13 protein-coding genes and 3 pseudogenes are annotated in these 15,623 nt (G+C 69.7%); all 16 read left to right on the forward strand.

Annotated elements, in window-relative coordinates:
- Positions 1-35: 35 nt before the first annotated feature.
- A complete protein-coding gene (gene pilM, locus ACZ8AI_RS21550; RefSeq protein WP_464859796.1) occupies positions 36-1,088 on the forward strand; it encodes a type IV pilus assembly protein PilM in 1,053 nt (350 codons plus the stop codon).
- A 436-nt stretch (positions 1,089-1,524) separates the two neighbouring features.
- A complete protein-coding gene (locus ACZ8AI_RS21555) occupies positions 1,525-1,845 on the forward strand; it encodes a hypothetical protein (RefSeq protein WP_464859797.1) in 321 nt (106 codons plus the stop codon).
- Positions 1,846-2,050: 205 nt separating this feature from the next.
- Entirely contained in the window at positions 2,051-2,575 is a 525-nt protein-coding gene (locus ACZ8AI_RS21560) for a hypothetical protein (protein ID WP_464859798.1), read from the forward strand.
- Between the two features lie 187 nt (positions 2,576-2,762).
- Positions 2,763-2,933: a hypothetical protein gene (locus ACZ8AI_RS21565; RefSeq protein ID WP_464859799.1), complete on the forward strand. Its 171-nt coding sequence runs from the start codon at positions 2,763-2,765 to the stop codon at positions 2,931-2,933.
- Complete coding sequence (locus ACZ8AI_RS21570; RefSeq protein ID WP_464859800.1) at positions 2,930-3,397, forward strand: hypothetical protein; 468 nt, start codon at positions 2,930-2,932, stop codon at positions 3,395-3,397. The genes ACZ8AI_RS21565 and ACZ8AI_RS21570 overlap by 4 nt, the downstream gene beginning before the upstream one ends.
- A gap of 24 nt (positions 3,398-3,421) precedes the next feature.
- Entirely contained in the window at positions 3,422-4,345 is a 924-nt protein-coding gene (locus tag ACZ8AI_RS21575; protein ID WP_464859801.1) for a DUF6121 family protein, read from the forward strand.
- Positions 4,342-4,992, forward strand: coding sequence for a hypothetical protein (locus tag ACZ8AI_RS21580; protein ID WP_464859802.1), 651 nt, complete (start codon positions 4,342-4,344; stop codon positions 4,990-4,992). Before ACZ8AI_RS21575 ends, ACZ8AI_RS21580 begins: the two co-directional genes overlap by 4 nt.
- A gap of 510 nt (positions 4,993-5,502) precedes the next feature.
- Positions 5,503-5,870, forward strand: a pseudogene (gene rpsL / locus ACZ8AI_RS21585) (30S ribosomal protein S12).
- Positions 5,871-5,885: 15 nt separating this feature from the next.
- Positions 5,886-6,344: pseudogene (gene rpsG / locus ACZ8AI_RS21590) on the forward strand (30S ribosomal protein S7); the annotation flags it as partial.
- A 36-nt stretch (positions 6,345-6,380) separates the two neighbouring features.
- The gene (fusA, locus tag ACZ8AI_RS21595) at positions 6,381-8,699 is read left to right on the forward strand and encodes an elongation factor G (protein WP_464859803.1); all 2,319 of its coding nucleotides are present in this window, start codon (positions 6,381-6,383) and stop codon (positions 8,697-8,699) included.
- A gap of 11 nt (positions 8,700-8,710) precedes the next feature.
- Complete coding sequence (tuf, locus tag ACZ8AI_RS21600) at positions 8,711-9,898, forward strand: elongation factor Tu (RefSeq protein ID WP_071292550.1); 1,188 nt, start codon at positions 8,711-8,713, stop codon at positions 9,896-9,898.
- A 176-nt stretch (positions 9,899-10,074) separates the two neighbouring features.
- The gene (locus ACZ8AI_RS21605) at positions 10,075-10,341 is read left to right on the forward strand and encodes a DUF6079 domain-containing protein (RefSeq protein WP_464859804.1); all 267 of its coding nucleotides are present in this window, start codon (positions 10,075-10,077) and stop codon (positions 10,339-10,341) included.
- Between the two features lie 897 nt (positions 10,342-11,238).
- The gene (locus tag ACZ8AI_RS21610) at positions 11,239-11,844 is read left to right on the forward strand and encodes a hypothetical protein (protein WP_464859914.1); all 606 of its coding nucleotides are present in this window, start codon (positions 11,239-11,241) and stop codon (positions 11,842-11,844) included.
- A gap of 983 nt (positions 11,845-12,827) precedes the next feature.
- Positions 12,828-14,003 (forward strand): hypothetical protein, encoded by a 1,176-nt coding sequence (locus ACZ8AI_RS21615; RefSeq protein WP_464859915.1) that lies wholly within the window; start codon positions 12,828-12,830, stop codon positions 14,001-14,003.
- 297 nt (positions 14,004-14,300) lie between these two features.
- Positions 14,301-15,461: an isopeptide-forming domain-containing fimbrial protein gene (locus ACZ8AI_RS21620; RefSeq protein WP_464859805.1), complete on the forward strand. Its 1,161-nt coding sequence runs from the start codon at positions 14,301-14,303 to the stop codon at positions 15,459-15,461.
- Positions 15,458-15,508, forward strand: a pseudogene (locus ACZ8AI_RS21625) (hypothetical protein); the annotation flags it as partial. The gene ACZ8AI_RS21620 and the pseudogene ACZ8AI_RS21625, both read left to right, overlap by 4 nt.
- Positions 15,509-15,623: the final 115 nt, after the last annotated feature.

Consider the following 15,623-nt stretch of genomic DNA (forward strand, 5'->3'; position numbering starts at 1 on the left):
CCACCAGCTGCCCGCGCGACCAGAAGGAACACGACATGGCGAAGAACATCGTCGGCATCGACATCGGTGCGGAAGCGATCCGTGCGGTCGAGGTCGCCGACGCCGACAAGGCGCAGCCGACCATCGTCCGCGTCGCCGAGGTGCCGGTCCCGAAGGACGCCACGAAGCACGGCGAGGTGCTCGAGGCCAACACCGTCGCGACGGCCTTCCGAGAGCTGTGGTCCATCGGTCGGTTCCGAACCAAGGACGTCGTCCTGGGCATGGGCAACCAGCGGGTGCTCTCCCGTGACCTCACGGTACCGAGGGCGCCGCTCGCGCAGATCCGGGAATCGCTCCCGTTCCAGGTGCAGGACATGCTCCCGGTTCCGGTCGTCGATGCGATCCTCGACTTCTACCCGACCCGCGAGGGAGAGGGAGACGGCGGGCCCGTCGTGCACGGGCTGCTCGTCGCTGCGATCAAGGACGCCGTGCTGGCGAACGTCCGCGCAGCTGAGCTGGCGGGCCTGAACCCGGTCGGTGTCGACCTGATCCCGTTCGCACTCACACGCGTCCTCGCGCCTCGTATCGCAGGAGCCGGAACCGTCGCGATCGTCGACTGCGGCGGGAACACCACGTCGGTCGTCATCGCCCACGACGGCGTTCCGCAGTTCGTCCGCATCATCCCGACCGGCGGCGACGACGTGACCAGGACCATCGCGACCCGGCTCGAGATCCCTCCGGCCGAGGCGGAAGCCGTGAAGCGTCACTTCGGGATCGTCGGCACGACCCGGACCCTGGACGATGCTCGCGCCCTCGCCGTGACGCGGGAGACCGTGAACGAGCTGATGACGAGCATCAGGAACACCGTCACCTACTACGCGAACACGCGTCCCGACGAGGCGGTCCGCGGCATCGTGCTCGTCGGTGGTGGTGCGATGCTCCCGGGCTTCCGGGAGGGCCTCGGTGACGTATCGGGCCTCCCCGTTGCGCTCGGTGACCCGTTCGTGTCGGCTCGCACCGCACGCGGTGTCACCCCGGAACTGCTCCGCGAACGATCGGCGTCGATCTCCGTCGCCTGGAGCCTCGCGGTCGGAGGCCGTGCAGCATGACCGAGACACTCGAGAAGCCGGCGAAGAACCGTCGGCGTAACCCGAAGGCCGGCCGGACCGCGGCGACTGCGCCCCGCGACGTCCGACAGCGGACGAACCGAAGGGGACCGTGCCCTGGTGATCGGCGGGGCGCCGCGCGTCGACCTGCTGCCGGCTGAGGTCCACACGAATCGTCGCCAGCGCGGGACGGTGCGACGCGCCTGGGCCGGCGTGGTCGTGGTGGCGGTCGGTGTCGGCCTCGTCGCTGCGTGGGCGACGATGGACCGGATGTCCGCCGAGCAGGACCTGACCGCGGCGCAGAGCGAGACGACGACTCTCCTCCAACAGCAGGGTCAGTACCGCGACGTCAGGAGCACCGAGGCGGAGAGCACGCTCCTCGAAGCGGCGCAGGAGGTCGGGGTCGACGGAGATCGACTGGTCGGCCACGCTGCAGTCCGTGCGCTCCAAGCTGCCGGCCGGAGTGCAGATCACCGGTGTCACGGTGGACTCCGCGTCGGCGACCGAGGTGTACGCGCAGTCGGACGACCCGCTCCAGGGGCAGCGCATCGCGACGCTGACGTTCGACGCGAAGAGCGCCGAACTCCCGTCCGTCCCCGACTGGCTCACGGCCGTCGGAGGTGTCCGGGGTTTCGTCGATGCCAACGCCAACTCGGTCGCCCGCGCGGACGACGGCAGCGGGTACGCGGTCAACATGACCATCCACCTGAACGAGAAGGCGTTGGACGGCAAGTACGCCGCCGACGCGAAGAAGGGCTGATCGATGTCCCGGAACCGGCTCAGTCTCCTGCTCGCCGTCCTCGCGATGGCGATCGTGGCCGTCGGAGGGTTCTTCCTCGCGGTCCAACCGCAGCTCACGCAGACTGCGGCGGCACACGCCCAGACCGAGACGGTGAGTCAGTCGAACGACGCCAGCCGGGGCGAACTCGCGCGGCTGAAGACACGGGCCGCCGAACTCCCCGGCGATGCGGAGGACCTTGACCGCGTTGTCCGCGTCGGTGCCGGACTCCGCCAGCGTCTCGTCGTTCATCGACGAGCTGAACACGATCGCGGCGGCGTCTGGCATGCAGGTCTCGTCCTTCACCGCGAGCGATGCAACCGCCTACTCGCCGGCGGTCTCGGCGGAGCCCGCCACTGACGAGGCGTCCGCGAGTGCGACGGCGGAACCGGCCGCTCCGGCGACGTCGACTGCGGCTGCGCCGGTGGCGCCCGTGGCACCGAGCATCGTCACGGACCCGACCATCACGAGCCAGAACCTCTCCGTGATCCCGGTGACCGTGGCCGTCGACGGCACGTTCGATCAGGCGCTCACCTTCGTCAAGGGCGTGCAGGCGGGCCAGCGGCTCTTCCTGATCACGACGATCTCGTCCGCCGAGAAGAGCGGGGACGACGGCGCCGCCACCGGCAGCTCGACCTGGACGTTCGGCGGGTCGATCTACGTTCTCGACCGGTCGTCCGGGCCGACGAGCAGCACCCCGAACAACGGCTGATCCACCCCCGCGGAACACCCCTCCGACTGGGGTCCCCCACGCCACGCCGAGCCCTCTTCCGCGACGCCTGTCGCTGTGCGTACGATGTTCCTGACGCCGCACTCGCGGCTGCTCACACCCTCTCGAACGGTCGGCTCGAATCGGCCGTTCGTCGTCGTGCCCGGAGTCGCGCGTGTTGTACGGAATCGTGGAGTTCCTCGGCTGGTTCGGAGCCGTAACCGTTCTTGCAGGTTACATTCTCTTCTCGACGGGCAAGCTGCCGAACGGCCCCGTCTACCAACTGTTCAACCTCGTCGGAGGCCTTCGCGGTCGCGGTCAACGTCGCGGCGCACCACGCGATCCTCGTCGACGATCGTGAACGGCATCTGGGCGATCGTCGCGGTGGTCGTCCTGGCGAAGATGGCGAAGGCCCGCCGCGTGGCGAAGCGCGCCGCCGAGCACGGCGCGCCGATCGACTCCGAGCAGCCGGTCCTGCACGCCGAGCCGCCGGCGACGACCGCGGTCCTGCCCATCGTCGGGCCGGCGCTGCGCGACCACGAGCCGGACGTGACCGACGAGGCGGACGCAGCCCCGGGCCTCCAGGCAGTGGCGTACGCGACGGACGCGACGGCCGACACGGCAGACGCGACGACCGAAGCAACGGCGGAAGCGACGACCGCCGCCGCCCCGATGACCGAGTCCATCCCCGTCATCACCGCGACGATCGCGCTCGCCCTCGTGGCGGCAGCCCAGGACCAGGCCGACCGCCAGGACCGAGCAGCACGCGCCGAGGACGACGACCACGCCGACGAGCCGCGCCGCGCGGACTCCACCCGCGCCTGACGCTCCCAGCGATACGATCGCCGCATGTCCCGGTGGTTGATCGCGACGATGACGTCGGTGCTCTTCATCGCGCTCGTCATCGCGGTGACGGGCTTCGAAGCCCTGCTCGCCGACGTCGAGGTCATCTCGCAGCCCGACGCCACCCCGTACCTCGGGCCGGCGATGGTGCTCGGCGGCGCGACCGTGGTCTTCCTCGCGACGGCGGTCGGCGCCCGTGACGGCAACCCCGGCGTCACCGGCCTCGGTCGCCGCGGCGACCGCGTACCTCGTGATGCTCGGCGTCGGGGCGGTCGGGTACGCCCTGGTCCGGTCGGACCTCACCGAGCTGCTGGTCTTCCCGGCGGGCTACGCCCTCGGTCCGTTCGTCGTGGGCTCCGGTGGTGGTGGTCCTGCTCTGCGTGGTCGGCGGCATCGCGGCGGCGCGGCACCAGGCGAAGACCCCGGGGGCCCCGACGACGACCACGAGCACGAGCGATGACGGAGCCCGGCGGTAGGCTTCCGGCAGCGACACCAGCACCACGACGGGGGACCGATGACCGACCAGCACGAGCCCGACGGCTGGGGAGCCGTCCCGACCGTCGACACGATCAGCGGCACGCCCGGGGCACTGCTGGACGCAGCGCACTCGGCACCGGCGTCCGCCGCGGCACCGGCACCCCGCCCTCGCCGCAAGCTCCGCCGCGGCGCCCTCATCGGCATCATCGCCGGCGGCACGGCGATCGTGCTGCTCGCCGTCGCGGGGATCGTCGGCTACTCGGTCGGTACGGCCTCGCACTCGGCGGATCGTCCGGTGCGGGCGTTCCTCGACGACCTGACGGCCGGCAAGGTCGACGACGCGCTGCAGGCGGCCGGCATCGAGCACGACAAGGACGACGTCCTCCTCACGGAAGCGGCGTACAGGAAGGCGACCGGGCGCGTCACGGGGTACCGGATCGCGGCCACCCGTGACGACGGTGACACCGCGACGGTCACCCGCTTACCTCAAGCAGGACGGCCGCGACGTCTCGACGACGTTCACGCTCGACAAGACCGGCACCGATTGGGGTGTGTTCCCGGTCTGGGAACTCCAGGCGCCGAAGCTCGGCACGGTGGACGTCAGTGTCCGCGGGCCGTCGGGTGCGAAGGTGACCGTCGCCGGCCAGTCGGTCACGACCGCGAAGGACGGCACGGCCGAGCTCCCGGCGCTGCCCGGCACGTACGACGTCGCACTCGACGGCGGCAAGTGGTTCGAGGCGGACGGCTCGAAGGCGACGGTCGCGGGCTTCGGTGGCGAGGTCTCGACGCCGGTGTCGATGACGACGAAGCTGACGGCAGCCGGCGAGCAGTCGGCCAAGGCCGCGGTGGACGCCTGGGTGAACGGCTGCATCGCCTCGACCGACGCGTCGCCGAAGGGCTGCAGCTTCTACGCCTACGGCGAGGACCCGGCCTACACCTACACGAACCAGAAGTGGACCCTCGAGACCCGTCCGGCCGTCTCGATCGGCGGCTGGGTCTCGTCCGGCTGGCTCGTCACCACGACGACGTTCGGCCGCGCCACGTTCACCGCGGACATCTCCGGTCCGGTGGGCGTCGGACGGCTTCGGCCGGTCCGATGAACGTCAACGCGAGCGGGTACATCACCGGCTTCACCGACCAGGGCGCCACGTTCCGGTCCGCGATCGGCAACGGTTCGACCGACACGGGATCCTGACGGTCCGCCACCCGGCGGATCACTCCGGCCTGGAGGCGCGGCTCGTCCCCGCCACGCACCTCGCCCGCCCGCGTGGTCACGGCCCGGTCGCGCGGGTGGCGGGCGCCGCGCCGACGCGCGGAACCGTCTCGGCGTCGCGCCCCGCGCGCAGGGTGCGCACCCGCACGGCGGGTGTTCGCCCAGGGCGGTCACCACGGGCCTCCAGGGCGACGCGCCCGGATTGATTTCACTGTGTGACGCGGGTAGTCTCTTCGGGTGTGCGCCCTAAGGCGCGCCCGAAAAAACCGGTATCGACCCTCGGTCGGCCGGAATCCGTCCCCCACTCGTCGTCCGCCGTCAGGGCGGTGATCAGCGTGGGACGAGGAAGCCGGCGGACCGCGTCGGCCAGAGAGCACGAGCAGGACCAGGAGAACAGTTGCCTACTATTCAGCAGCTCGTTCGCAAGGGTCGTTCGCCGAAGGTCACCAAGACCAAGGCGCCGGCACTGAAGGCGAACCCCAGCAGCGTGGTGTGTGCACCCGCGTCTACACCACCACCCCCAAGAAGCCGAACTCGGCACTGCGCAAGGTCGCTCGTGTGAAGCTCTCGAACGGTACCGAGGTCACGGCCTACATCCCCGGTGAGGGCCACAACCTCCAGGAGCACTCGATGGTGCTCGTCCGTGGCGGTCGTGTGAAGGACCTCCCCGGTGTCCGCTACAAGATCATCCGCGGCGCGCTCGACACGCAGGCCGTGAAGAACCGTAAGCAGGCACGTAGCCGCTACGGCGCGAAGAAGGGTTGAGCCAATGCCTCGTAAGGTCCCGCCCCCAAGCGTCCCGTCGTCGCAGACCCCGTCTACGGCGCACCGATCGTCTCCCAACTCGTGAACAAGATCCTGCTGGACGGCAAGAAGGGCCTCGCCGAGCGCATCGTCTACGACGCACTCGAAGGGGTCACCGCCAAGAACCAGCAGGACGCCGTCGTGACGCTCAAGAAGGCGCTCGACAACGTCCGTCCGACCCTCGAGGTCCGCAGCCGCCGCGTCGGTGGCTCGACCTACCAGGTGCCGGTCGAGGTCAAGCCGCACCGCGCGAACACCCTCGCGCTCCGCTGGCTCACCTCGTACGCCAAGGCCCGTCGCGAGAAGACGATGACCGAGCGTCTCATGAACGAGATCCTCGACGCGTCGAACGGTCTCGGTGCCGCGGTCAAGCGCCGCGAGGACACGCACAAGATGGCCGAGTCGAACAAGGCCTTCGCCCACTACCGCTGGTAAGTCCGGCCTGGTAGTCTCGGCACCGTCCGGGCGCCGGTGGTCAAGAACCCCGGCGCCCGGACGGCCGCCAACCTCTCCTACAACTCTTCCGGAGGAACCCCTGTGGCACAGGACGTGCTCACCGACCTGAACAAGGTCCGCAACATCGGCATCATGGCGCACATCGATGCCGGCAAGACCACGACGACCGAGCGCATCCTGTTCTACACGGGCATCACGCACAAGATCGGTGAGGTCCACGACGGCGCTGCCACGATGGACTGGATGGCGCAGGAGCAGGAGCGCGGCATCACGATCACGTCGGCCGCGACGACCTGCTTCTGGGACAACAACCAGATCAACATCATCGACACCCCCGGTCACGTGGACTTCACGGTCGAGGTGGAGCGCTCGCTCCGCGTCCTCGACGGTGCGGTCGCCGTCCTCGACGGGAAAGAGGGCGTCGAGCCCCTGTCCGAGACCGTGTGGCGTCAGGCTGATAAGTACGACGTCCCGCGCATCTGCTTCGTCAACAAGATGGACAAGCTGGGCGCCGACTTCTACTACACCGTCGACACCATCGTGAACCGCCTCGGCGCGGAGCCCCTCGTGCTCCAGCTGCCGATCGGCTCCGAGAGCTCGTTCGAAGGCGTCGTCGACCTCGTCCAGATGCGTGCGCTCACCTGGCGCGGCGACGCCAAGGGTGACGTCGCGATGGGTGCGAAGTACGAGATCGAGGAGATCCCGGCCGACCTCGCCGACCGCGCCGCCGAGTACCGCGAGAAGCTCATCGAGCGCGTGGCCGAGGCCGACGACGAGCTGCTGAACCGCTACCTCGAGGGCGACACCGACTTCTCGGTGGCCGAGATCAAGGCCGCGATCCGCAAGCTCACCGTCAGCAGCGAGCTCTACCCGGTGCTGTGCGGTTCCGCGCGTTCAAGAACCGCGGTGTCCAGCCGATGCTCGACGCCGTCATCGACTACCTCGTCCCCGCTCGACGTGCCGCCGATGATCGGCCACGACGTCAAGGACGAGGAGAAGGAGATCATCCGCAAGCCCGACGCCACGGAGCCGTTCTCGGCCCTCGCGTTCAAGGTCGCGGTGCACCCCTTCTTCGGTCGTCTGACGTACGTCCGCGTCTACTCCGGCTCGATCGAGTCCGGTGCCCAGGTCATCAACTCGACCAAGGGCAAGAAGGAGCGCATCGGGAAGATCTTCCAGATGCACTCCAACAAGGAGAACCCGGTCGCCAACGTGACCGCTGGCCACATCTACGCGGTCATCGGCCTCAAGGACACCACCACCGGTGACACCCTGTGCGACCCGGCGAACCAGGTCGTCCTCGAGTCGATGACGTTCCCGGAGCCGGTCATCGAGGTCGCGATCGAGCCGAACACGAAGGCCGACCAGGAGAAGCTCTCCACGGCCATCCAGAAGCTCGCCGAAGAGGACCCGACGTTCCGCGTCGAGCTCAACGCCGAGACCGGTCAGACGACGATCAAGGGCATGGGCGAGCTCCACCTCGACATCCTCGTCGACCGCATGAAGCGCGAGTTCCACGTCGAGGCCAGCGTCGGCAAGCCCCAGGTGGCCTACCGCGAGACGCTGACCAAGGTCGTCGAGCGCTACGACTACACCCACAAGAAGCAGACCGGTGGCTCCGGTCAGTTCGCGAAGGTGCAGATCGCGCTCGAGCCGATGGAGGTCACGAGCGAGAAGGTCTACGAGTTCGTCAACGCGACCTCCGGTGGCCGTGTCCCGCGCGAGTACATCCCGTCGGTCGACGCCGGCATCCAGGACGCCATGCAGGTCGGCATCCTCGCGGGCTACCCGACGGTCGGCGTGAAGGCCACCCTCAAGGACGGCGCGGCGCACGACGTCGACTCGTCCGAGATGGCGTTCAAGATCGCCGGCTCGATCGCCTACAAGGAAGCGGCCCGCAAGGCCGGTCCGGCGATCCTCGAGCCGATCATGGCCGTCGAGGTCCGTACGCCCGAGGAGTACATGGGCGACGTCATCGGTGACCTGAACTCCCGTCGTGGCCAGATCGCCTCGATGGAGGACGCGTCCGGCGTCAAGGTGGTCCGCGCGAGCGTGCCGCTGTCCGAGATGTTCGGCTACGTCGGCGACCTGCGGTCGAAGACCTCTGGTCGTGCCGTCTACTCGATGACCTTCGAGACCTACAGCCAGGTCCCGGCCAAGGTCGCCGAGGAGATCATCGCGAAGAACGCGGGGAGTAACGCCTCCAGCGTTTCTCCACAGGCGAGGAGCCCGGCGACGGGCCCCTCGTCACCAAGTAAAGTAAAGACACACACCGCGCACCAACGATCCCGCGCCCAACACGGGCCGGTCGGGGGTGTCGCTTCCGAGTCCTGAGGAGGACCCCAGTGGCCAAGGCCAAGTTCGAGCGCACCAAGCCGCACGTCAACATCGGAACCATCGGTCACGTCGACCACGGCAAGACGACGCTCACGGCGGCGATCACCAAGGTTCTGCACGACCAGTACCCGGACCTCAACGAGGCCCGTGACTTCGCGCAGATCGACAGCGCTCCCGAGGAGCGCGACCGCGGTATCACGATCAACATCTCGCACGTCGAGTACCAGACCGAGAAGCGTCACTACGCGCACGTCGACGCTCCGGGTCACGCCGACTACGTGAAGAACATGATCACGGGTGCGGCGCAGATGGACGGCGCGATCCTCGTGGTCGCCGCCACCGACGGCCCGATGCCCCAGACGCGTGAGCACGTCCTGCTCGCTCGCCAGGTCGGCGTCCCGTACATCGTCGTCGCGCTGAACAAGTCCGACATGGTGGACGACGAGGAGATCCTGGAGCTCGTCGAGCTCGAGGTCCGCGAGCTGCTCGGCTCGCAGGAGTTCGACGAGGACGCTCCCGTCGTGCAGGTCTCGGCGCTCAAGGCGCTCGAGGGCGACGAGAAGTGGGTCAAGTCCGTCCAGGACCTCATGGCCGCCGTCGACGAGTCCGTTCCGGACCCGGTGCGCGCCACCGACCAGCCCTTCCTGATGCCGATCGAGGACGTCTTCACGATCACCGGTCGTGGCACCGTCGTCACCGGTCGTGTCGAGCGTGGCACGCTCGACCTGAACTCCGAGGTCGAGATCGTCGGCATCCGCCCGACGCAGAAGACCACGGTCACGGGCATCGAGATGTTCCGCAAGCTGCTCGACAAGGCCGAGGCTGGTGACAACACCGGTCTGCTCATCCGTGGCCTCAAGCGCGAGGACGTGGAGCGCGGCCAGGTCGTCGTCAAGCCCGGTTCGGTCACGCCGCACACGGACTTCAAGGCGAACGCGTACATCCTGACCAAGGACGAGGGTGGGCGTCACAACCCGTTCTACGCGAACTACCGCCCGCAGTTCTACTTCCGCACCACGGACGTCACCGGCGTCATCACGCTGCCCGAGGGCACCGAGATGGTCATGCCCGGCGACACCGTCTCCATGACCGTCGAGCTCATCCAGCCGATCGCCATGGAGCCGGGCCTCCGCTTCGCCATCCGTGAGGGTGGTCGTACGGTCGGCGCCGGTACGGTCGAAGAGATCACCAAGTAACTCCGGTTACCTGCGACAGCGGGGTCGGGCCTTCGGGTCCGGCCCCGCTTTCCGTTTGCCAGGAGTTCTCTCGCGCTCGGCGGACAAGACGCCCGCGGGCGGGCACGATGGCGACCACGCGGTCGGGACGTCCGGCCATCGAGCGGCCGGTTCGCCCGGCCGGACAAGGAGGCACCATGGCCGGCTTCGACGACATCCAGAAGAACGTCTCCGCGAAGGCGCAAGAGGTCACCGACAAGGCGAAGGCCTTCGTCGACGCGAACCGGGACAAGATCGAGGAGGCCGTCAAGAGCGACAAGGCCGAGGAGGTCTCCGACAAGATCATCCACGGCCTGGCCGACGGCATCAAGAAGGTCACCGGCGGGAAGTTCGACGAGCAGATCGACACGACCGCGAAGGACCTCGACGACAAGATCGGGAACGACGGCGCCGGCACGGCCTGACGCTCGACACCTGCGGTACCGCGCCCGCCCGGCTCCCGCCGGGCGGGCGCGGTCGTGCGTGTGGGGGACCACCGTGTACCCCACACTGGGTCCAGCGGCGGAAGCGCCGGTCTCGATACCGTGGGGTCGCGAGGCCGAACCGGCCTCCCGTGGTGACCCGAACACCGCCGCAGTCCGTACCGAGGGATCCCTGCCCGCACGGTGCGACTCCCCCTGCGTTGCCCTCGGCGTCATCCGACGACGACCCGAGAGCACACCCGATGCGTCCTGCCCTGTTCCCTGCACGCCCGCGCGCCCTGGCGATGACCGTCGTGGTGAGTCTGCTCGCCGCACTGCTGTCGGTGTTCGCGGTCGCGACCCCCACACAGGCCGCGGACTCGCTCGTCACGGTCACGGCGAAGGCGGACGGCTCGGTGCTCAACGGAGCCCCGGCAGGCGTGACGATCGCCGGCGAAGAACACCACCTCGGCCGGCAGCGGCACCTCGCTCTACAACCTCGGGTACACCTACCGGCTCCCCGTCGGCGTCGCCTACACCGCTGGCTCCGCCGGCACGCAGGCCGGGGAACCCACCATCACGACGCTGTCCGCCGCGCAGGGCGACGGAACGCTCCTCGTCTGGTCGAACGTCTCCGACCTGGTGGCGGGCGACCAGAAGTCGATCGCGTTCACGGTGCAGTCCGTCGACGCCTCCTGGCCGGTGGGGACCAACTTCACCGGGACCGCGCAGGTCGCCGCGAGCACGGACGCTCGGACCCTTCCGACCTACGGCGCCACGGGGACGCCGACGGCAGCGGCTGGGATCAACACCGCGGCGGCGCAGTCGAACGCCACGACGGTCTCCGCGCTGAGCATCACGAAGGGCGAGCAGAGCCCCGAGAACGAACTCGTCCGTGGTGTGCACGACCACCCGACGGTCTACACGCTGACGATCAAGAACACCGCGCAGGCACCCACCAACGGTGTCGTCGTCACGGACCACCTGCCGGCCGGACTCGGGAGTTCCTGCAGTGCGGAACGATCGACAACACCACCTCGGGCGCCGAGTACCCGGGCGCACCGTCCCTCACCGCGACCACCCCGTCGAAGGCGACCGGCACGTGGGACGCGACGGCCTGCCGCACGCCGCAGAGCGTCGAGACCGTCAACACCGTGGCGAACCAGGGCTCGTCGGTGTTCACGAAGGTGGTCTGGAACCTCGGGGACCTCGCCAAGGGTGCGACCGTCACGATCAAGTACCTGGCAGCCGTCCCGCTGCGCGCGAACACGATGTCGTTCGCGAGGCCAGCCCGGTCAGCCGTCCACGAGCTCGACCACTCCGGCAGCCACGTCGTTGCAGCAGGCCGCCGACCTCGACAACAACAACGGCGCGTCGACCCGGCAGGACACCGCCGACACCACCTCGAACGGCCGCGGCCAGACCAACCTGGTGGACGCGCAGGGCACGTACACGGGGCCGTCGGTGGTGGCGCCACCTCGGCGCAGCGGGCGGACGCGTCGCTGACAGTCGAGGCGATGGACCTCGCCGTGGCGAAGAGCGTCTCCCCGACCTCGTTCGCGGCCGGCAAGCTCGCGACCTACTCGCTGCTCGTCCGCACCAGCGAGTACGAGTCGTCCGCCGGCATCGCCCTCACCGACACGCTCCCGGACGGCCTGTGCCCGGCGTTCCCCGCGGGGACCCCGACGACCGGCGCGCTGCCCGCCGACTGCGACCCGTCGAAGAACGCCTCCCTCGACCAGCAGATGACGGGCGCCACGATCGACTCAGTCGCCTACTCCGCCGCGGAAGGCACCTTCACGGTGCGGTTCCACATCGCGGACCAGGCGACGAACGCGGCGCCGACGGTGACGTACAAGGCGCTCATGCGTCAGAGCTACTCCGTCACCGGCAGCGCCGGCCCGACGGCCGCCGGTGACGACTTCACGAACAAGGTCGCGATCGCCGGTACCTCCACCGGTGTGCACGGCGACGCCGGCACCCAGAAGGTGGTCGACGACTCGCGAGCGACGATCACGTCGAACAGCCCGCAGATCCAGAAGTCGGTGCTCCCGCGCAGCACGACGTCGCCGGTGACCGGTGCCGCCGACTGCGCTGCGGCGACCGGTCCGTACTCGTCGGCGACGCCCGCCGACCCCTTCACCCTCAACGACGTGGTCTGCTTCCGCCTGCAGGTCACGTTCCCCGCCGGCGTGCAGAGCCGCAACGCGACCGTCACGGACATGCTGCCCGTGGGGACGTCGGCGTCCGCGGCGCAGTGGGTGCAGGGCACCGACTGGTCCTACGGCTCGGAGAGCACCGTGCCGGCCGCCCAGGTGAAGCTCACCGGCTCGAGCGCGTCGATGGCGTCGTTCTCGATCGGGTCGTCGGCGACCGGTGGCACCTACGTCGACGGTGACACCACCGGCGCGACCGTCGTCCTGTACGTCGCTGCCCGGATCACCAAGGCCGGTTCCAGCACCACCGTGCCGGACATCACCGCGAACCTCATGAAGTTCGCCCAGCAGAACACGGCCGGTTCCGTCACGAGCCTGCGGTCCACGGCGAACTACAAGGTCGCCGGGCCCGCTTCGGCGACGCTGAGCAAGACCATCGTGCAGTCCGGCAAGGACACCTCGAGCCTCGGCGCGAACGTGAACCCGGCGAACACGACCGAGGGGCAGGTGCTGCAGTACCGGCTGCGCGTCACGAACCCGGCGGGGACCGGGGGCTCGTACCCGATCAGCAACGTGTCGGTGTGGGACGCGCTGCCCGTTGGCATCGACTGCTCCGCCGTGGACGCCTCCGGCAGCGGTGGCACCTGCACCAACACCCTGCCGACCGGAGCCTCCTCGACCTTCTCGAAGCGGTCCTTCGTCGTCTGGTCGGGCGTCGGTCCGATCGCGTCCGGCGCGACCGCGGACCTGCTCTACACGATGCAGATCCCGGCGCAGTCGTTCGCCGGCACCGCCTACAAGAACTCCGCCTCGGTCGTGCGCTTCGACACGACGGCCGACACCGGCGTCGCGCAGACCTGGGTGCCGGCCCCCGTCGCCGGCACGAGCACGCACGCGTCCGGAGCGACCGGCGCGCAGCTCGCCGCGGTGACCGCGAACGACCAGCGGACGGTGACGATCACGCCCGCCGTCGTCGCCAAGACCGGCGGCACCGACGGTGGCGCCACCAACCGGTCCGGTCTCAACGCCGTGCCCGGGCAGCCGCTGGCGTACACCTACTCCGTCACCGTGAAGGCCGGCACGAGCGTCGGATCCGCCTCGCTGGTCGACCCGCTGGCCGCGGTCCCCGGGCTGAAGACGACGAGCGCGACGACCTGGACGCTGGGCATGCCCGGAGCCGCGGGCGCCGCGACACGGGGCATGACCGACGGGGACACGACGGTCTCCTACGGTGGGCAGGACTACACCTTCACCGGCGGCGCCACGGCGAACACCAACGGCGGCGGCGCACTCGTCTTCCCCGCGGTGTTCGACAACACCACCGGGAGCGACGTCACGTTCTCGGTCACGGTCACCGGGCTCGCGGTCTCCGCGGGCACGGGCGCGTACCCGAAGTCAGACGGCTCGGGGTTCGCCCCGTCGACGATCACGAACACCGCGACCTTCGCAGCACCGACCCGGTCACGGGCGCATCCGTCGCCCCGACGAACCGGGTCGTGGTCGCGGTGACGGCTCCGAACCTGGCGATCACGAAGACCGACGACCGGAACGGTGCCGTCGTGTCCGGCCAGGACGTCGTCACGTGGACGCTCACTGCGACGAACAAGTCGAGCACGACCGACGCGCGCAGCGTGTTCGTCGCCGACTGCTTCCCGTCGTCCTTGCAGTTCACCGGCTCGTCGCGCGCGGAGGCGACCGGTTCGCTGACCCAGGCGCAGCGCGACGATCGGTGCCTGCGGCACCGACCGCACCCTGCACGCGTGGAACGTCGGCACCCTCGCACCCGGGGCGTCGGCGACCATCACGGTGACCGGCACCCTGGCGGACAAGAGCCCCGGCGGGCACGAGCTACGCGAACACCGCGAAGGTCGTCGGCTCGAGCCTCGACACCGACTACACGAACGCCGGCGCGACCTACGTCCAGACCGCGAGCGCCGACGACACCATCACCGTGGCGTCACCGTCCGTGTCCAAGCAGCTCACCGCGCCGACGTGGTCGAACACCGACGGCACCCCGGTGCCGCTGCGACGACGGACCCGAGCACCACGACCGCGCTCCCGCTCCGACCGGGTGACGCGGCCACCTACCGGGTGACGGCCACGATCCCCGCGAACGTCTCCGTCTTCGACACCCGTCTGACCGACGTGCTCCCCGCGGGGCTGTCGGTGGACGGCCTGCTCACGGCGGCGACGTCCGACGCCTCCGTCACGGCGACCGGCACCGTGGACCCCGCCACCCGCAGCATCCGCGTCGACGTCAGCGACATCGCGACCGGACGGCCCGACGCCGTCACCGTCACCGTGTCGATCCCGGTCCGACTCTCGACGACCGCGACGGCCGGCACCGCCCTGTCGAACACCGCGAACCTCGCCTGGGACAAGTCCGCGAAGGGCACGGCGCCGACGGACGGCACCGCCACCTCGAACCCGGCGAACGCCAGGGTCGTGGCGCCGTCCCTGTCGATCGACAAGACGGCGACGGTGCTCGGGACGACCAGCGACGCGCTGGCCGTGGAGCCGGGACAGACCTTCCGGTACACGATCACCGTGACCAACGCGAAGGGCGCGTCGCCGGCGTACGGCACCACGATCACCGACTGCGTGCCCGCGGGCATCGTCGTCGACGGCGCCTCGATCTCGGACGGCGGGGTCCTCCGCCCCCGCGACCGCGGACTGCGGCGGCGGTGTGGTCACCTGGCCGACGACCACCGTCGGTGGTGCGGGCGGATCCGTGCAGCACACGTACTCCGCGAAGCTCGCGGACGACGTCTCGCTGAACGGCGGTCCGCTCACCAACACCGTCTCGACCGGTGGCTACCGCAGCCTGGCGACCGGTGGCGCGAGCTACGCCGCCGTCGAGGACTCCGCGACCGTCACCCCGTCGTTCCCGGACGTCGCCGTCGCGAAGACGAACGACACCGTCGGCGGTCTGTCCTACGTCGGCGTCGCCTCGGACTTCCTCGGTGACGTTCACGAACCGCGGCAGCGCCGCGACGAAGGTCTCCGCGACGGACGTCCTCCCCGCGAACTGGCAGTACGTCGCCGGGAGCGCCACGATCGTCCGTGACGGGGGAGCCGCCACCGCGGTGAGCGACCCCGCGACGAACGGCCGCACGCTCTCCTGGTCGG

The organism is Curtobacterium sp. AC273 (assembly GCF_979253735.1).